Annotated in this window: 15 protein-coding genes; 5 read left to right on the top strand and 10 right to left on the bottom strand. The window is 66.2% G+C overall.

Going from position 1 to position 17,669, the window contains the following annotated elements:
* Nucleotides 1-4: 4 nt before the first annotated feature.
* Together CKW06_RS06420 and CKW06_RS06415 are read left to right on the top strand one after the other, a co-directional pair.
* Nucleotides 5-961 (top strand): hypothetical protein, encoded by a 957-nt coding sequence (locus tag CKW06_RS06420; protein WP_024957502.1) that lies wholly within the window; start codon nt 5-7, stop codon nt 959-961.
* On the top strand, nt 958-1,677 hold the full coding sequence (locus CKW06_RS06415) for a hypothetical protein (protein ID WP_024957501.1): 720 nt from the start codon (nt 958-960) through the stop codon (nt 1,675-1,677). The genes CKW06_RS06420 and CKW06_RS06415 overlap by 4 nt, the downstream gene beginning before the upstream one ends.
* 82 nt (nt 1,678-1,759) lie before the next feature.
* Here the strand turns inward: CKW06_RS06415 and CKW06_RS06410 are convergent, their stop codons facing one another.
* The 7 genes from CKW06_RS06410 to murJ form a co-directional block, all read right to left on the bottom strand.
* A complete protein-coding gene (locus tag CKW06_RS06410; protein WP_005412634.1) occupies nt 1,760-2,425 on the bottom strand; it encodes a lysoplasmalogenase in 666 nt (221 codons plus the stop codon).
* A complete protein-coding gene (locus CKW06_RS06405; protein ID WP_024957500.1) occupies nt 2,422-4,305 on the bottom strand; it encodes a M61 family metallopeptidase in 1,884 nt (627 codons plus the stop codon). The genes CKW06_RS06410 and CKW06_RS06405 overlap by 4 nt, the downstream gene beginning before the upstream one ends.
* 223 nt (nt 4,306-4,528) lie before the next feature.
* Complete coding sequence (ispH, locus tag CKW06_RS06400; protein WP_005408565.1) at nt 4,529-5,479, bottom strand: 4-hydroxy-3-methylbut-2-enyl diphosphate reductase; 951 nt, start codon at nt 5,477-5,479, stop codon at nt 4,529-4,531.
* A gap of 27 nt (nt 5,480-5,506) precedes the next feature.
* A complete protein-coding gene (gene lspA, locus CKW06_RS06395) occupies nt 5,507-6,031 on the bottom strand; it encodes a signal peptidase II (protein ID WP_005408564.1) in 525 nt (174 codons plus the stop codon).
* The gene (gene ileS / locus CKW06_RS06390; protein WP_024957499.1) at nt 6,031-8,862 is read right to left on the bottom strand and encodes an isoleucine--tRNA ligase; all 2,832 of its coding nucleotides are present in this window, start codon (nt 8,860-8,862) and stop codon (nt 6,031-6,033) included. Before ileS ends, lspA begins: the two co-directional genes overlap by 1 nt.
* Entirely contained in the window at nt 8,859-9,806 is a 948-nt protein-coding gene (locus tag CKW06_RS06385) for a bifunctional riboflavin kinase/FAD synthetase (protein ID WP_012479506.1), read from the bottom strand. The genes ileS and CKW06_RS06385 overlap by 4 nt, the downstream gene beginning before the upstream one ends.
* A gap of 75 nt (nt 9,807-9,881) precedes the next feature.
* Nucleotides 9,882-11,486 (bottom strand): murein biosynthesis integral membrane protein MurJ, encoded by a 1,605-nt coding sequence (gene murJ, locus CKW06_RS06380; RefSeq protein WP_024957498.1) that lies wholly within the window; start codon nt 11,484-11,486, stop codon nt 9,882-9,884.
* A 117-nt stretch (nt 11,487-11,603) separates the two neighbouring features.
* On the opposite strand from murJ, the gene rpsT reads away from it, so the two are divergent.
* On the top strand, nt 11,604-11,873 hold the full coding sequence (gene rpsT / locus CKW06_RS06375; RefSeq protein ID WP_005408560.1) for a 30S ribosomal protein S20: 270 nt from the start codon (nt 11,604-11,606) through the stop codon (nt 11,871-11,873).
* Between the two features lie 203 nt (nt 11,874-12,076).
* Here the strand turns inward: rpsT and cgtA are convergent, their stop codons facing one another.
* The 3 genes from cgtA to rplU all read right to left on the bottom strand — a co-directional run bounded on the left by cgtA (nt 12,077) and on the right by rplU (nt 13,897).
* Nucleotides 12,077-13,129, bottom strand: coding sequence for an Obg family GTPase CgtA (gene cgtA, locus CKW06_RS06370; RefSeq protein WP_005408559.1), 1,053 nt, complete (start codon nt 13,127-13,129; stop codon nt 12,077-12,079).
* A gap of 177 nt (nt 13,130-13,306) precedes the next feature.
* Entirely contained in the window at nt 13,307-13,570 is a 264-nt protein-coding gene (gene rpmA, locus CKW06_RS06365) for a 50S ribosomal protein L27 (protein WP_005408558.1), read from the bottom strand.
* A gap of 18 nt (nt 13,571-13,588) precedes the next feature.
* Complete coding sequence (gene rplU / locus CKW06_RS06360; RefSeq protein ID WP_005408557.1) at nt 13,589-13,897, bottom strand: 50S ribosomal protein L21; 309 nt, start codon at nt 13,895-13,897, stop codon at nt 13,589-13,591.
* Between the two features lie 317 nt (nt 13,898-14,214).
* On the opposite strand from rplU, the gene uvrA reads away from it, so the two are divergent.
* Nucleotides 14,215-17,208: an excinuclease ABC subunit UvrA gene (gene uvrA, locus CKW06_RS06355; RefSeq protein WP_024957497.1), complete on the top strand. Its 2,994-nt coding sequence runs from the start codon at nt 14,215-14,217 to the stop codon at nt 17,206-17,208.
* Nucleotides 17,208-17,615, top strand: a complete 408-nt coding sequence (locus tag CKW06_RS06350; RefSeq protein WP_024957496.1) for an acyl-CoA thioesterase — start codon at nt 17,208-17,210, stop codon at nt 17,613-17,615. The genes uvrA and CKW06_RS06350 overlap by 1 nt, the downstream gene beginning before the upstream one ends.
* Nucleotides 17,616-17,669 lie beyond the last annotated feature (54 nt).

The following is a 17,669-nucleotide window of genomic DNA, read 5'->3' as shown; positions in this document are numbered from 1 at the left end:
CCCCATGAGAGCCTATCTCTGGTTCTGGGGCGCGTTCCTGCTGTTCTTCGCGTTGCCCTTCCCCTGCATCCTCTATTTCGGAACCTCCTGGCCGGTGGCGCTGGCTGATCGCAGCGCGCCATGGCTGTCCCTGCTGCTGCTTGTGCTGTCGCTGGCTGCATGGCTCTCTCTGCTGTTCGCGTTCCTGCATTTCCTGCTGCTCGGCCCACCGCGCGCCCTGCATCGCGTCCGCTCGATCCTCGCCGATGGCGAACCGCGCGATGCGCTGATCGAACACGCTGAACAGACCGGCGTACAGGTGCGTGGCTTCGCGCAATGGAAACTGCAGCTGTCCTTCAAGAACCTGTCCGGCACGCCGATCCGCGAACAGCTGCTGGTGGTCGACAGCAAGCCGCAACTGCAGCGCTTCGGCGTCGGCAGGCACGTCGATGCACGCCTGAGCCAGGTGCCGGGCGCGTTCCCGAACGTGGTACTGGACGGTGCCCAGCCCGAACTGGATGTCGCCAGCCTGTGGCGGCGAAGCATCGGCGCAGCGCTCTGCATCGTCCTGGTAGCCGCTGCCTATGTGGTGGCCTACCGGCTGCAGAGCGAGGGCCTTGGCTGGACCTTCCTGTCCTTCGGCCACCCGCTGCTGGTGTGCCCGCTGGTGCTGTGTGGGTACATGTTGGGGCTGCGCCTGCTTGGCCGCCTGCTGCAGGCTGATGCGCGCGGCGACGCGTTGAAGTACAGCGGCATCGGCGTGGAGGCCAGGGTGCTGAAAGTGCGTCAGACCGGCACCTACCTCAACGAACAGCCGCAGGTGGAGTTCCAGCTGGAGTACACCGATCGTGACGGCCGCGTACAGCAGGTGAGCGTGCGCCGCTTCATCCCGCTGATCGATCTAGCCAACATCCCGCGCGAAAACGTGACCCTGCTGTACGACCCGGATGACCGTGGCAACGTGCGCCTGGAGGGCGTATGAAACAGCCGCCCTCCACCCACACCGTGTTCCTGGTACTGCTGCTGGTTCTGGCGGGCGTGGCCGTTGCCGGCGGCGCCCTGCAGACCATCAGCGAAACGCTGGGGCATTCGGTACAGCCGGACCGGTTGCCACTCTCCGTCTCGTCACAGTCGCCGCGCGAACAACCTGTATCGCTTGTGCCGTCCCCGGCCGCCTTCCCCGCGGCGAGTACCGCTGCGGCACCCGAGCGCAACAATCGCCTGTTCGATGCGGACTACCTGCAGGCTGCGCGCCAGGCACTGGAGCAGCTGCCGGCACTGGCCGGCCAGAGGCTGACGGTCTTCCATAGCATCCACTTCTACGACGATGGCCGCATCAACCTCGATCTGGTTGACCCGCAACAGCCGGGCCACGTCGACAGCTACCACTTCGAACGTGGCCAGTGGCGCAAGGGCAATCCGGTGAACCCGCAGCAGTTCGCGCCGACCATCAGCCTGCAGCGCAGCAGCACACCCCTGGCCAGCATCGATTTCGAGGCCGTGCCGCGCGTGGCGCAGGCACTGCAGGAACAACGCGACGCGCTGCAGAACCCCGCATCCGAAGTCGGCCACGTCTACGTGATCGTGCGCAAAGGCGGCAAGCTGGTGTGGCTGCCGGATGACGTCGCCGGTGACCGCGAATCCGTGCGCCTGCAGTTCGATGCGCAGGGCACCCTGCGCGGCGTGAACCGCCGATAGGCCACAAAAAAAGGGGACGGAGGGGATTAAGTCGCATGTGCCTTGGTGCGGATTGCGACTTAATCCCCTCCGTCCCCTTTTTCTATTTCACCGAGCGGGCGATGGCGTACTGCGCGCCGTAGTACGTGGACAGCACCAGCACGCTGGCCAGCGGCAGACCGCCGGCGAAGCGGTCCCAGGCCAGCAGTGAATCGCTGGCGACGAACAGCAGCGCACCGGCGGCAGCCCAGCGCGCGCTGCTGGCTTCCACGGCAGCGGGCTGTGGCCGGCGCCACTGGCGTGCCAGTGCCAGCACTGCCATCGAGGCCAGCACCACCACATACGCCAGCACCGGAATGCGCATCGGTGCGGGCAGGTGCGGCCACAGGCCAAGTACGTTGAGCACGGCAAACGTCGCCAGCAGGACGCTGGCCGCCAACAGCCCACGCCCCGCACGCAGGCCGTCGCGGAAGGCCACGATGTAGCAGAGGTGGGCCAGCAGGAACGCGACCAGGCCCGGCACGAACGCATCCATCGGCAGCATCAACGCGATGTCACCCACGTACGACAGCAGCATGCCGGCCAACACCGCGCGTCGATAGAACGGCTGCGCGGGATCATGCACGCGCCAGACGATGGCAGCGATCAGCAGCGTGGTGGTCGGCTTGGCCAGCCAGTGCAGCCAGCGCCCGTCACCGTGCAGGAACGCACCGATGATGGCCAGGATCGCCATCAGCAGGATCACGCCATCGCGGGCGCGCGGCTTCATCGCGCCTTCCACAATTCTGCGAGGCGGTCAGGCTTGCCGGCGATACGCTCCAGCACCGGGTACTGCAGGCCACCGTGGTAGGCGATGCTCATCGTTTCGATGCGGTCGAACTGCTTCACCAGCAGCACGATCGGCGCCTTGTCCTTCGCTGCCGCAGCCACCGCGTCCTTCAAGCGCTGGCTGCTGTACTCACGGCCGCCAACCGCGATCACCTTCATGCCCGGTGCAAGACCGGCGTTGAACGCCGGGCTGTCCCAGATCACATCGCCGACCGTACCGCTGTCGAGTACGGTCGCGCCCAGCGAATAGGCGAGCAGTGCCGCCTTGGCGCGTTTTTCCTGCGCCTTGTAGGCGTCGTTCGGGGTATCGCGGTAAACCAGCTTCCAGCCAGCCAGTTCCAGGCCGCCGGTCAACGAACCGTGGCCGTCCAGGCGCCCGCGCAGGAACGTCGCCCAGTCGTACGGCGCGATGCCGTTCAAGGTCGCGACCACATCATCGAAGGTGTACGGGTTGACGTCCCAGTCGCCATTGCCGACGCCGAAGAACGCACGCGCGAAGTCGTCCAGGCTGCGGCGGTTGCCGCTCAGTTCGCGCAGCTTGCCCTCCACTTCCAGCCACAGCATCTGGCCGCCGGAGTAGTAGTCCTCGCTCATCTGGTAGTTGCGGTAGGGCAGCGTGCGGCGCTGGGCGATGGTCGGATCGTTGGTAGTGTCCTGCAGCGGCCGCCAGGCCAGGCCCGGTCGGCCACGGTCGTAGGTCGCGGCCACATTGGCCAGCATGTCGCGCGCCTGCGCGGTCGACCACAGCCCCGAACGCGCCGCCAGCACCTGGCCCCAGAACTGGGTCTGGCCCTCGTACACCCACAGCAGGCTGTCGCCCATCGGCACGTTGAAGTTGGCGGTGGCCAGGTCGGCGCCGCGACGGTACTTGCCGTTCCAGGAATGGGTGTACTCGTGCGGCAACAGATCGCGCATCCACGCGTTGCTGTCCCACTCGGTGAAGTAGCCCGGGTCAGCGCTGTTCTCGCTGGAACGGTGATGCTCCAGGCCGATGCCACCGAGGCGGTCGGTCAATGCCAGCAGGAACTCATAGTGGTTGTAGTGGCGCGCACCGTAAAGCTTGTCGGCCTGCTGCACCAGCGCGCGATGCATGGTGATCTGTGCCTCGCTCGGCTTCAGCGACTTGGCGTCGTCGGCAAACACATTGAGGTGCACCGGCACCTTCGCGCCCGGGTCGAGATCGATGCGCTGGTAGTGCTCGCCGGCGAACAAGGGCGAATCGACCAGATGGTCATACGAGATCGGCTTGAACACCACGGTGTCACCGTCGCGCCGCGCGGTTTCCAGCGCGGTTGCGAACGACCAGCCCTTGGGCAGGGTCACGCTGGCCTGCGCCTGCAGGTCGCGCGCATCGACGCCGGCCGGATACAGCGAATTGGCGTTCCACTGCAGGTTGAGCATTTCCGGGGTCATCACCACCCGGCCCTGGCTGCCGCCCTGCGAGGACAGGAAGTCGAAGTGGGCGACGATCTCGCTCACGCCCTCGGGCACGTTCACCTTGAACGCATAGACGTTGAACTGGTCACGCTGCCAGGCCAGCGGCTTGCCGTTGGCGGTCACGCGCAGGCCGGCCAACTTGTCGATCGGGCCGGTGGGCGAATGGTTGCCGGGAATCCACTGCGGGTACAGCAGGGTCACCGGGCCGGGCTTGGCCGGCACCGTAGCGGTCACCTTGAAGATGCGCCGGGCCAGATCGCGCGCGTCGACATCGATGCGCAGCAGGCCGGGGGCCTCAGCGTTCGCCGGTGGCGAGGTCTGCGCCAGTGCAGGCGTGGCCGCCAGCGCGAACAGCAACGACATCGCCAAGGCTCGGGTCTTCATCGGGCAGGTTCCAACAGCGGAGAATCTTCCGATGCTAGGCCTGTAACGTGCCCTGCCCCATGGCCAAAGGTCATGGGCGGGCCGCCCATCCTTGCGTGCGAAAAAGCGTGCGAACCAAGGTTCGCACCCACCTTGTGCCGGCTCGCACCCACCATGTGCCGGTTCGCACCCACCAGAGCAGTTCCAGTAGATCCACGCCATGCGTGGATGAGGCGCTTCCCGGTCAGTCGACCAGGCGCAGGCGCAGTTCCTTCGGCAGCGCGAACACCATCGATTCCGGTTCGCCGTCCAGCTCGCCCACGCCGGTGGCGCCCAGTTCGGCCAGGCGCGCCAGCACGCCATCGACCAGCACCTGCGGTGCAGAGGCGCCGGCGGTCACGCCGATGTGCTGCTTGCCTGCCACCCATGCCGGGTCGATCTCGTGCGCGCCGTCGATCAGGTACGACTCCACGCCCTCACGGCGGGCCAGCTCGCTCAAGCGGTTGGAGTTGGAGCTGTTCGGCGAACCGACCACCAGCACCAGGTCGCAGCGCTTGGCCAGATCGCGCACGGCATCCTGGCGGTTCTGCGTGGCGTAGCAGATGTCGTCGTTCTTCGGGCCCTGCATCGCCGGGAAACGCTCGCGCAGCGCATCGATGATGCCGCGCGTGTCATCCACCGACAGCGTGGTCTGGGTGGTGTAGGCGAAGTTTTCCGGCTGGTTGATCTGCAGCGTGGCAACCTGCTCCACGTCTTCCACCAGGTAGATCTGGCCGGTGCCGGCTTCGCGGTTCCACTGGCCCATGGTGCCTTCCACCTCCGGGTGACCGGCGTGGCCGATCAGCACCACGTCACGGCCGGCACGGCAGTGGCGGGCGACTTCGAAGTGGACCTTGGTCACCAGCGGGCAGGTGGCGTCGAACACCTTCAGGCCGCGGCGCTCGGCTTCCTGGCGCACGGCCTGGGACACGCCATGGGCGCTGAAGATCACCGTGTTGTTGTCCGGCACTTCGTCGAGTTCCTCGACGAAGATCGCCCCGCGCTGCTTCAGGTCGTCGACCACAAAGCGGTTGTGCACCACTTCATGGCGAACATAGATGGGCGCGCCCAGCGTTTCGATCGCGCGCTTGACGATCTCGATCGCACGATCGACACCGGCACAGAAACCACGCGGGTTGGCGAGCAGCACATCCATCAGTTCAATCTCCCGGCAGCGGCCGGCTTACGGTTTCGGATTGGCATTATCCGCCTTTTTGGCGGACTTGCCGTCGAACAGGCCAAACAGGGCGATGCCGATGGCACCCACCACGATGGCCGAGTCGGCGATGTTGAACGAGGGCCAGGTGTAGCTGCCCACGTACCACTGGATGAAATCGACCACATGGCCGTGCACCTGGCGGTCGATCACGTTGCCGATGGCGCCGCCGATGATGAGCGCATACGGCACCGCGGCCTTCCAGTTGCCGCGCGCGGTGCCGCGCAGCCACCACGCCATCAGGCCGCTGATGGCGATCGCCAGTGCGGTGAAGAAGTACTTCTGCCAGCCACCGGCGTCGCTCAGGAAACTGAATGCCGCGCCGGTGTTGTAGGTGCGGTACCAGTTCCAGAAGCCGTCAATGACCACCACCGGCTGGAACTCCGGCAGGCTCGACAGCACCCAGGCCTTGGACCACTGGTCCAGGCCGATGATGGCGGCCGACAGCAGCAGCCAGACCAGGGCGTTCGGATGCGGACGGGGCGCGGCCATCAGAACCAGCTCCGCACTTCGCCGGCGCCGGTCACGTTGCTCACGCAACGGCCGCACAGTTCCGGATGATCGGCGTTGCTGCCGACGTCGGCGCGGTGGTGCCAGCAGCGCACGCACTTGGCCTTGGTGGTCGGCTGGGCGCTGACGAACACCTCGTCGGTGGTCGCCGGGCGCACCTGCACGTCGCCACTGATGAACAGGAAGCGCAGTTCATCGGCCAGCGGCTGCCACTTCGCGGCCTGCTCCTCGTTGGCGGCAATGGTGATCTCCGCTTCCAGCGCGGCACCGATGGCGCCGTTGGCACGCATCGGCTCGAGCACCTTGGCCACCTGCTCGCGCACAGCCAGCAACTGGTCGAAGTCGGTGGCGTTGAGCTGGGCATCGGCCGGCAGCGGCGCCAGGCCGTCGTACCAGGTGGTGAACAGCACATGGCCGGCATGCTCGCCCGGCAGGTAGCCCCACAGCTCGTCGGCGGTGAAGGTCAGGATCGGCGCAACCCAGCGGGTGAACGCTTCGGCGATGTGGTACATCGCGCTCTGTGCCGAACGGCGACCGTGCGAATCGGTCGGCATCGTGTACAGGCGGTCCTTGGTCACGTCCAGGTACAGCGAGCCCAGGTCCACGCTGCAGAAGTTCAGCAGCAGCTGCACGATCTCGGCCATGTTGTAGCCGTCGTAGGCCGCCTTGATCTTCTCCTGCAGCTCCCACGCGCGATGCACGATCCAGCGGTCCAGCGCGACCATCTGGTCGAGCGGACGCAGGTGCTGGGCCGGATCGAAACCGTCCAGGTTGCCGAGCAGGAAGCGTGCGGTGTTGCGCAGGCGGCGGTAGGCATCGGCATTACGCTTGAGGATCTCCTGCGACAGCGACATCTCGTTGCTGTAGTCGGCCGAGGCGATCCACAGGCGCAGGATGTCCGCGCCCAGCTTGTTCATGATGTCCTGCGGCTCAATGCCGTTGCCCAGCGACTTGGACATCTTGCGGCCCTGCTCGTCCACGGTGAAGCCGTGGGTCAGGCACTGCTTGTACGGCGCGCGCTTGTCGATCGCCACGCCGGTCAGCAGCGAGGACTGGAACCAGCCGCGATGCTGGTCGGAACCTTCCAGGTACAGGTCGGCCGGCTTGCCGAAGCCACGCGCGGCAAGCACGCCCTCATGGGTCACGCCCGAATCGAACCAGACGTCGAGGATGTCGGTGACCTTCTCGTAGTCGGCGGCTTCAGCGCCCAGCAGTTCGGCGGCATCCAGCGAGTACCACACGTCGATGCCCTCGGCTTCGACGCGGTCGGCGACCTGCTGCATCAGCTCCACCGAACGCGGATGGATCTCGCCGGTCTGCCGGTGGGTGAACAGTGCGATCGGCACGCCCCAGGTGCGCTGGCGCGAGATGGTCCAGTCCGGGCGACCGTCGACCATGCTCTGGATGCGCGCCTTGCCCCAGCTCGGGAACCAGCCGACGGTGTCGATGGCGGCCAGCGCATCGTTGCGCAGGTTGGCCTTGTCCATCGAGATGAACCACTGCGGGGTGGCGCGGAACACCACCGGCTTCTTGTGACGCCAGCAGTGCGGGTAGCTGTGGCGGATCGGATGGAAGGCCAGCAGCGCACCGTTGTCACGCAGCACGCCGACGATGGCCTCCTGCGCCTGCCATAGATGTTGGCCAGCCAGCACCACGTCACCGGCCGGCGGGGTCGATTCCAGGTATACGCCACGGCCGTCGATCGGGGTGATCTGGCCGGCGTTGTACTTGTCCAGCAGGCCGTACTTCTGGCTGACCACGAAGTCTTCCTGGCCGTGGCCGGGGGCGGTGTGCACCGCACCGGTACCGTCCTCGTCGGACACATGGTCGCCGTTGAGCACCAGGATCTCGCGCTCCGGGTAGAACGGATGCGCCAGCAGCTGGTTTTCCAGCGCCGCACCGGTGGTTTCACCGTGCAGCACCACGTTTTCGACGCCATAGCGCTGCAGCGCGCGCTCGGCCAACGCCGCAGCCAGCACCAGCCAACGGCGCTTGCCGTTGTGCGCCGGGCCTTCGGCCAGCACGTAGGTGATCTCCGCGCCCAGCGACACCGCCAGCGAGGCCGGCAGCGTCCACGGGGTGGTGGTCCAGATCGGTACGGCCACTTCCACGTCGGCCGGCACGCTCACGCCGAACGCCTGGCCGATGGCCTGCGCATCGCGTGCGGCGTAGGCCACGTCGATCGCCGGCGATTCCTTTTCCTGGTACTCGATCTCGGCCTCGGCCAGCGCCGAGCCACAGTCGAAGCACCAGTACACCGGCTTGGCGCCACGCACCAGGTGGCCGTTGGCCACGACCTTGGACAGCGCACGGATCTCGTTGGCTTCGAAGTCGAAGCTCAGGGTCTTGTACGGGTTGTCCCAGTCACCGGTCACGCCCAGGCGCTTGAAGTCCACGCGCTGGATGTTGATCTGCTCTTCGGCGAACTCGCGGCACTTCTGGCGGAATTCAACGGCGTCGAGCTTGGTGCCGACCTTGCCCCACTTCTTTTCCACCGCGATCTCGATCGGCAGGCCATGGCAGTCCCAGCCCGGCACGTAGGGCGCATCGAAGCCGGCCAGATAGCGCGACTTGACGATGATGTCCTTCAGGATCTTGTTGACCGCGTGGCCCAGGTGGATGCGGCCGTTGGCGTACGGCGGGCCGTCGTGCAGCACGAACAGCGGGCGGCCGGCGGCGTTGTCGCGCAGCTGCTGGTAGAGCCCCTGCTCTTCCCACCGCGCCAGAATGCCCGGCTCGCGCTTGGGCAGGTCGCCGCGCATCGGGAATTCGGTGGCTGGCAGGTTCAGGGTGGTCTTGTAGTCCTGGCTCACGCAGTGGCTCGCAATCTATGTTCGGAAAGGATGGCGCGCGCCTGTTCGGCGTCGCGGTGCATCTGGTCGGTCAGGGCCGCCAGATCATTGAATTTCTCTTCGTCGCGCAGCTTGGCGACGAACTCCACGTCGATGTGGCGCCCGTACAGGTCGCCCTGGAAATCGAACAGGTGGGCTTCCAGCAGCGGCTCCACGCCCTCCACCGTCGGGCGGGTGCCGAAGCTGGACACCGACGGCCACGGCTGGTCGAACACGCCATGCACCCAGGTCGCGTAGATGCCCGACAGCGCCGGGGTCTTCGGGAACCGCAGGTTGGCGGTGGGGAAGCCCAGCGTACGGCCGAGCTGGCGCCCGCGCACCACCCGGCCGCTGATCGCGTACGGACGGCCCAGCAGGTCGTTGGCACGGGCGAAGTCGCCCTGCTGCAGCAGCTGGCGGATGCGGGTGCTGGAAATGCGTTCGCCATGCAGGTCGACCGCTTCAATTTCGCCCGCAGTGAAACCCAGTTCGGCACCCATTTTCTGCAGCAGGGCCAGGTCGCCGCGGCGGCGGTTGCCGAAGCAGAACTCCGGGCCGATCCAGACCTCACGCGCACTCAGGCGCTTGACCAGCAACTGGCGCACGAAGGTCTCGGCCGGCATCGCTGCCATCGCCGCGTCGAATCGCAGCAGGCCGACCGCATCGACACCGAGCTCGCGCAGGATCTCGACCTTGCTGCGCGCCAGGGTCAGCCGCGGCGGCGGTGTGCCCTGTGCGAAGAACTCACGCGGCAGCGGCTCGAACGCCACGGCCACGGCGGCCACGCCCAAGGCGCGCGCGCGGGCAACCGCGTGGCGGACCAGCGCACGATGGCCCAGGTGGAGGCCGTCGAATGCACCGATACAGACCACGCTTCCGTTGGGGAACAGCTCCCCGCCCTCGACGCTTCTGAACAGCCTGCTCATCAACTCTCGTTCCGGCCCGACCGGGGCCGCCGCTTCAATGGTGTAACCCTGAAGTATAGCCGCCACAAGCCGCGATCAATGCCCACGCAGATCGCGCGGGCGGAAGCCCATCGCCAGCATGGCTACCGCGTAGGTGACACCGCCACCGCCGACCAGCAGCGACAGGCTGCCGATCCGCTCCCACACGCTCATCGCCGAGAAGCCCGGCAGCCAGTGCAGCAGGGCCAGCAGCACACCAACCATGGCCGCACAGGCCAGCAGCAGTCGCAGCAGATAGCCGCCCCAGCCCGGCCGGCGCTGGTAGACGTCGGTCTTGCCCAGCCAGTACCACAGCAGGCCCAGGTTCAGGTAACTGGACAGCGCGCTGGCAATGCCCAGTGCCAGATGCAGGCCCGGCTGCTTGCCGATGGCCGCCATCACGCCCTGCGCCTTCAGCTCGTCCGGCACCATGACCTGGTACAGCACCGCCAGCAGGGCGAAGTTGAACACCATGTTGGCCACCAGCGCGGCCACACCCGCGCGCACCGGGGTCTTGGTGTCCTGGCGTGCGTAGAACGCCGGCAACACCACCTTCAGCAGGGCGAACGCCGGCAGGCCGAAACTCAGGCCGTACACCGACAGCGCGGTCATGCGGGTATCGAAGGCACTGAACTGGCCGTGCTGGAAGATGGTCGCGATCAGCGGTTCGGCCAGCAGCAGCAGGCCCAGCATGGCCGGCACCGAGATCAGCAGGGTCATGCGCAGGCCCCAGTCCAGCGAGCGCGAGAAGCCTTCGCGGTCGGTGCTGACGTGGTGACGGGCCAGCGCCGGCAGGATCACCGTGCCCAGCGCCACGCCGAACACGCCCAGCGGCAGCTCCAGGAAGCGGTCGGCCAGCGACAGCCAGGACTGCGAGCCATCGGTCAGCTTGGCCGCGATGACGGTGTCCAGCAGCAGGTTGATCTGCGCCACCGAGGAACCGAACAGGGTCGGCACCATCAGCGTCATCACCTTGCGCACGCCCGGATGGCTCCAGCCCCAGCGCGGCAGGGTCAGCAGGTTGATGCCCTTCAGCGAGGGCAGCTGGAACAGCAGCTGCAGGATGCCGGCAGCCAGTACCGCCCAGCCCAGCGCCAGGATCTGCTTTTCCGGGGTGCCGCCCAGCCGCGGGGCCAGCCACAGCGCGCCGGCGATCATGCACAGGTTGAGGATGACCGGGGTCAGCGCCGGCATGGCGAAGCGCTGGAAGCTGTTCAGCGCGCCGCCGGCCAGGGCGGTCAGCGACACGAACAACAGGAACGGGAAGGTCAGGCGGAACAGGTCGACCAGCAGGCCCTGCTTGACCGGATCGGTATCAACGCCACTGGAGAAGACCGAGGCCAGCTGCGGCGCGAAGATCAGCGCCAGCGCAGTGACCAGCATCAGCACCCCGCCCAGGGTGCCGGCGGTGCGGGCCATCAGTTCACGCAGCTCGGCGTGGCTGCGGGTCTCCTTCACTTCCGTGAACACGGGCACGAAAGCGGTGGCGAAAGAGCCTTCGGCGAACAAACGCCGCAGGAAATTGGGTACCCTGAAGGCGACCCAGAAAGCATCAGTGATGGCGTTGGTGCCGAACGTGGTGGTCACCACGAAGTCCCGGACAAGTCCGAGAACGCGCGAGACCATGGTCATGCTGCTGAACGACAGCAGGCCCCGCAACAACTTGGGTGAACTCACTCAGCGTCCCTCTTGACAATCGACTTGACGTGCATTTCTTACGCCATCATACTAGCTAGCTTGCTGTTCCCATAACACCGATTTTTTCAGGAAACCACCACCGTGGCCAATATCAAGTCCGCCAAGAAGCGCGCCAAGCAGACCGTCGTGCGCAACGCGCGCAACGTGGCTCAGCGCTCGATGCTGCGCACCGCTGTCAAGAAAGTGATCAAGGCGCTGGACGCCAACGATGCCGCCGGCGCCGAAGCCGCCTTCGCCGTTGCCCAGCCGATCCTGGATCGCTTCAGCGCGCGTGGCCTGATCCACAAGAACAAGGCTGCTCGCCACAAGAGCCGCCTGAACGACCGCATCAAGGCCCTCAAGGCCGCCTGATCCGGCGTTGCCGTCCTGCCCTCCGGGGCCGGGCAGCAGACAAGAACCCGGCCCCGGCCGGGTTTTTTGTTGCCAGCGATCCGGTAGTGCCGGCCGCTGGTCGGCAACCCCGAGGAATGCCGGCCAGCGGCCGGCACTACCGGAAAATGAAAAACCCGGCCGAAGCCGGGTTTTTGCCAACGCCAGTCGACTGACAGTCGACTCTACTGCGCGTTACGGGCTTCCTGCTCTTCTTCCTTCTGGCGATCGAAAAAGGCCATGATCCGGCTCATGATCGGGAAGGTACCTTCGCGGCCCAGCGCGGAGACCAGGAACCACGGCTCCTTCCAGCCCAGCTCGGCGACGATCTGCTCGGCCGCAGCCTTCGCTTCATCCTCGAACATCAGGTCAGCCTTGTTCAGCACCAGCCAGCGCGGCTTCTGCAGCAGTTCCGGATCGTGCTTTTCCAGCTCGCGCTCGATGGCGCGCACCTGCTCGACCGGGGAAATGCCTTCCACCCCACCCTCCATCGGCGAGATGTCCACCAGGTGCAGCAGCAGGCGGGTGCGCTGCAGGTGGCGCAGGAACTGCGCACCCAGGCCGGCACCGTCGGCCGCGCCTTCGATCAGGCCCGGGATGTCGGCAATCACGAAGCTGCGGTAGTTTTCCACCTTCACCACACCCAGGTTCGGGTACAGCGTGGTGAACGGGTAATCGGCCACCTTCGGCGTCGCCGCCGAAACGGCACGGATCAGGGTGCTCTTGCCGGCGTTGGGGAAGCCCAGCAGGCCGACGTCGGCCAGCAGCTTCAGCTCCAGCTTCAGCGTGCGCTCCTCACCCGGCTCGCCCGGCAGCGCCTGGCGCGGCGAGCGGTTGGTCGAGCTCTTGAAGTGCATGTTGCCCAGGCCACCGCGGCCACCCTTGGCCACCAGCAGGCGGTCGCCGTGCTGGGTCAGGTCGCCGATGACTTCATCGGTGGCAACGTTGATCACCACGGTGCCGACCGGCACGGTGATGGTCAGGTCTTCGCCGCCCTTGCCGTAGGCCTGGCGGCCCATGCCGTTCTCGCCACGCTGCGCCTTGAAGATGCGGTCATGGCGGAAGTCGACCAGGGTATTCAGGTTTTCGTCGGCGCGGATGTACACGCTGCCGCCCGCACCGCCGTCGCCGCCGTCCGGGCCGCCGAGCGGAATGAACTTCTCGCGACGGAAGCCAATGCAGCCGTTGCCGCCGTTGCCGGCGAACACTTCGATTTCTGCTTCGTCTACCAGTTTCATTGTTTCGATGCCTGCGATGGGCGCGGCCTGCCGGCCGTCACCTTGAATGTTATGCCTGCCGATGGCCGGCAGCCCGGCCTGGCCGGTCTTGCTTCAACTCTAACGAAAAGCCCCGCCGAAGCGGGGCTCTTCATGCAGCACCCCCATGCCGAGGCACGGGCGCCGGCGATGCCTGGATCAGGCGTCGGCCGAGACGATGCTGACGGTGCGACGCTTCTTGGCGCCCTTGACCGAGAACTCCACCTTGCCGTCCACGAGGGCGAACAGGGTGTGGTCACGGCCCAGGCCAACGCCGGTGCCCGGGTGGAACTGGGTGCCGCGCTGACGCACGATGATGTTGCCGGCTTCGATGGCCTGGCCGCCGAAGATCTTGACGCCCAGGTACTTCGGGTTGGAGTCGCGACCGTTGCGCGAGGAGCCTACGCCCTTTTTATGTGCCATGACTGCTTCTCCTGATGCTTAGCCGGCGATGCCGGTGATCTCGATTTCGGTGTAGTACTGACGGTGACCCTGACGCTTCATGTGGTGCTTGCGGCGACGGAACTTGATGATCCGGACCTTGTCAGCACGACCCTGGGACAGGACCTTGGCGGTGACGGCAGCGCCCTTCAGCGCATCGCCCAGCTTCACGCCGTCGCTGTCACCCAGCATCAGGATGTTGTCAAACTTGATCTCGCTGCCGACTTCGACTTCGAGCTTTTCAATGCGGAGCTTTTCGCCCTGCGCCACGCGGTATTGCTTACCGCCGGTGACCAGTACTGCGTACATGACCAGGCCTTCCTCTGTAGTTATTGTGGTCTGAGCTGCCGCCATCGAGGGCGGACAGGAGCGGAATTGTACGCAGATCAGCGGGGGCGGGTCAAGTCAACCCCTGAACGTCGAAGGAGACGGCACCGGAAAGGGGTCAGAAGCATTTTCACGCCGTGAAAAGGGATCTGACCCCTGGCTGACGGCCTGTCTCACAAGGTGAGACACCGGGCTGGCATTGTCGCCCATTGCCCCCATCTGGTCACCTCGGTAGGCTGACCGATTGCCGTTCCCTGCTGGCCCGGCACCCAGCCAACGCCCCCACAACCGGATCCCCCATGGCGATGGATTTCATCCGCATCCGCGGCGCGCGGACGCACAACCTGAAGAACCTCGACCTCGACCTGCCCCGCGACAAGCTGATCGTGATCACCGGCCTGTCCGGCTCGGGCAAGTCCTCGCTGGCGTTCGACACCATCTATGCAGAAGGCCAGCGCCGCTATGTCGAGTCGTTGTCGGCCTATGCGCGCCAGTTCCTGAGCGTGATGGAAAAGCCGGACCTGGACCACATCGAAGGCCTGTCCCCGGCCATCTCGATCGAGCAGAAGTCGACCTCGCACAACCCGCGTTCGACCGTCGGCACGATCACCGAGATCTACGACTACCTGCGCCTGCTGTACGCCCGCGTCGGCACCCCGCGCTGCCCGGACCACGGCTATCCGCTGGAAGCGCAGACGGTCAGCCAGATGGTCGACCAGGTGCTGACGCTGGACCCGGAACAGCGCTACATGCTGCTGGCGCCGGTCATCCGCGACCGCAAGGGCGAGCATGCGCAGGTGTTCGACCAGCTGCGTGCGCAGGGCTTCGTCCGTGTGCGCGTGGACGGCGAGCTGCATGAAATCGACGCGGTGCCGCCGCTGGCACTGCGCCAGAAGCACACCATCGAGGCGGTGATCGACCGCTTCCGCCCGCGCGAGGACATCAAGCAGCGCCTGGCCGAGAGCTTCGAGACCGCGCTGAAGCTGGGCGACGGCATGGCCTCGGTACAGAGCCTGGACAACACCGAAACCGCGCCGACGCTGTTCTCCTCCAAGTATTCCTGCCCGGTCTGCGATTACTCGCTGCCGGAGCTGGAACCGCGCCTGTTCTCGTTCAACGCACCGATGGGCGCCTGCCCCGGCTGCGATGGCCTGGGCATGGCCGAGTTCTTCGACCCCTCGCGCGTGGTGGTGCATCCCGAACTGTCGCTGGCCGCCGGTGCGGTGCGCGGCTGGGACCGCCGCAACGCCTACTACTTCCAGCTGATCGCTTCGCTGGCCAAGCACTACCGGTTCGACGTCGACGCGGCGTGGAACTCGCTGCCGGCCAAGGTGCAGCAGGCCGTGCTGTACGGCAGCGGCGACGAAGCGATCACCTTCACCTACTTCACCGAAGCCGGTGGCCGCACCCAGCGCAAGCACCGCTTCGAGGGCATCATTCCCAACCTCGAACGCCGCTACAAGGAAACCGAGTCGCCGGCGGTGCGCGAAGAACTGTCCAAGTACATCAGCGAGCAGCCGTGCCCGGAATGCCACGGCGCGCGCCTGAACAAGGCGGCTCGCAACGTGTTCGTGGCCGACCGCCCGCTGCCGGACCTGGTGGTGCTGCCGATCGACGAGGCGCTGAAGTTCTTCAGCGAACTGAGCCTGCCGGGCTGGCGTGGCGAAATCGCCGCGAAGATCGTCAAGGAAATCGGCGAACGCCTCGGCTTCCTGGTCGATGTGGGCCTGGATTACCTGACCCTGGAGCGCAAGGCCGACACCCTGTCCGGTGGTGAGGCACAGCGCATCCGCCTGGCCAGCCAGATCGGCGCCGGCCTGGTCGGCGTGATGTACGTGCTCGACGAGCCGTCCATCGGCCTGCACCAGCGCGACAACGAACGCCTGCTCGGCACCCTCACCCGCCTGCGCGACCTGGGCAACACGGTGATCGTGGTGGAGCATGACGAGGATGCGATCCGTCTGGCCGACTACGTGCTGGACATCGGCCCGGGCGCGGGCGTGCACGGCGGCGAGATCGTCGGCCAGGGCACCCTGCAGGACATCCTGGAAGCCCCGCGCTCGCTGACCGGCCAGTACCTGTCCGGCAAGCGCGCGATCGAGATTCCGGCGCGCCGGCACAAACCGAACCCGAAGATGACCCTGCACCTGCGCGGGGCCAGCGGCAACAACCTGAAGGGCGTGGACCTGGCGATTCCGTCGGGCCTGCTGACCTGCGTGACCGGCGTGTCCGGCTCGGGCAAGTCGACCCTGATCAACGACACCCTGTTCTCGCTGGCCGCCAACGAGATCAACGGTTCCTCGCACCCGATCGCCCCGTACAAGGAGATCGATGGGCTGGACCTGTTCGACAAGGTGGTGGACATCGACCAGTCGCCGATCGGCCGCACCCCGCGTTCCAACCCGGCCACTTACACCGGCCTGTTCACTCCACTGCGCGAACTGTTCGCACAGGTGCCTGAAGCGCGCGCGCGTGGCTATTCGCCGGGCCGCTTCAGCTTCAACGTGCGCGGCGGCCGCTGCGAAGCCTGCCAGGGCGACGGCCTGATCAAGGTCGAGATGCACTTCCTGCCGGACGTGTACGTGCCCTGCGACGTCTGCCATGGCAAGCGCTACAACCGCGAAACGCTGGAGATCCTGTACAAGGGTTTCAACATCAACGACGTGCTGGAAATGACCGTCGAGGATGCGCTGAAGCTGTTCGAGCCGGTGCCGTCAATCGCGCGCAAGCTGGAAACGCTGGTCGACGTCGGCCTGAGCTACATCAAGCTGGGCCAGAGCGCGACCACGCTGTCTGGTGGTGAAGCGCAGCGCGTGAAGCTGTCCAAGGAACTGTCGCGCCGCGATACCGGCCGCACCCTGTACATCCTCGACGAACCGACCACCGGCCTGCACTTCCACGACATCGAAGCGCTGCTGGGCGTGCTGCACAAGCTGCGCGACGAGGGCAACACGGTGGTGGTGATCGAGCACAACCTGGACGTGATCAAGACCGCCGACTGGATCGTCGATCTGGGCCCGGAAGGCGGGCATCGCGGTGGCACCATCCTGGTCACCGGCACGCCGGAAGACGTGGCGGCCTGCCCGCAGTCGTACACCGGCCAGTTCCTGGCCCGCATGCTGCCGTCTACCAGCGCGCGCCCGGAACAGCCGGCCGCCGTGGCCAACAAGCCCGATGCCCGCCCGCCGCGCAAGGTGAAGCCTGAGAAGCCGGCCAAGGTGGCGAAGAAGGCGGTGGCTGCCAAGAGCACCGGCAAGGCCAGCAAGAGCACGACCAAGAAGAAGGACGCCTGATGAGCAGCGAACACAAGATCCTGGCCCGCATCCCGATCAGCGTGCGCTGGCGTGACATGGACAGCATGGGTCACGTCAACAACGCCAAGTACATTTCCTACCTGGAGGAAGCGCGCGTGCGCTGGATGCTGGGCGTGGACGGCGTGTCGATGACCGACCGCATCGCCCCGGTGGTGGCCGCGACCAACGTCAATTACCGGCTGCCGATCGTGTGGCCCAACGACATCCTGGTCGAGCTGTTCGTCGAGCGCCTGGGCAACAGCAGCGTGACCATCGGCCACCGCATCGTCGATCAGCAGGACGATTCGAAGCTGTATTCCGATGGCAACGTGGTGGTGGTCTGGATGGATACCCAGACCGGCAAGAGCGCACCGCTGCCGCAGGCGATCCGCAGCGCCTCTACCTGACGCGCCCTGGTGGGTGCCGACCTTGGTCGGCACGCTTTGGCTGCAATGAGGTTG

This window comes from Stenotrophomonas maltophilia (assembly GCF_900186865.1).
GTDB lineage: Bacteria > Pseudomonadota > Gammaproteobacteria > Xanthomonadales > Xanthomonadaceae > Stenotrophomonas > Stenotrophomonas maltophilia.
Note: the sequence above shows the minus strand (reverse complement) of the source record. Positions and strands in the feature narration are given on the sequence as shown.

Excerpts from the sequence above, each read along its gene's own strand:
- CKW06_RS06420 (WP_024957502.1), top strand. The coding sequence starts at position 5 with ATGAGAGCCTATCTCTGGTTCTGGGGCGCGTTCCTGCTGTTCTTCGCG.
- uvrA (WP_024957497.1), top strand. The coding sequence starts at position 14,215 with ATGGCGATGGATTTCATCCGCATCCGCGGCGCGCGGACGCACAACCTG.
- CKW06_RS06405 (WP_024957500.1), bottom strand. The coding sequence starts at position 4,305 with ATGAAGACCCGAGCCTTGGCGATGTCGTTGCTGTTCGCGCTGGCGGCC.
- CKW06_RS06385 (WP_012479506.1), bottom strand. The coding sequence starts at position 9,806 with ATGAGCAGGCTGTTCAGAAGCGTCGAGGGCGGGGAGCTGTTCCCCAAC.
- rplU (WP_005408557.1), bottom strand. The coding sequence starts at position 13,897 with ATGTACGCAGTACTGGTCACCGGCGGTAAGCAATACCGCGTGGCGCAG.
- CKW06_RS06415 (WP_024957501.1), top strand. The coding sequence starts at position 958 with ATGAAACAGCCGCCCTCCACCCACACCGTGTTCCTGGTACTGCTGCTG.
- rpmA (WP_005408558.1), bottom strand. The coding sequence starts at position 13,570 with ATGGCACATAAAAAGGGCGTAGGCTCCTCGCGCAACGGTCGCGACTCC.
- ispH (WP_005408565.1), bottom strand. The coding sequence starts at position 5,479 with ATGGATGTGCTGCTCGCCAACCCGCGTGGTTTCTGTGCCGGTGTCGAT.
- CKW06_RS06410 (WP_005412634.1), bottom strand. The coding sequence starts at position 2,425 with ATGAAGCCGCGCGCCCGCGATGGCGTGATCCTGCTGATGGCGATCCTG.
- lspA (WP_005408564.1), bottom strand. The coding sequence starts at position 6,031 with ATGGCCGCGCCCCGTCCGCATCCGAACGCCCTGGTCTGGCTGCTGCTG.
- CKW06_RS06350 (WP_024957496.1), top strand. The coding sequence starts at position 17,208 with ATGAGCAGCGAACACAAGATCCTGGCCCGCATCCCGATCAGCGTGCGC.
- cgtA (WP_005408559.1), bottom strand. The coding sequence starts at position 13,129 with ATGAAACTGGTAGACGAAGCAGAAATCGAAGTGTTCGCCGGCAACGGC.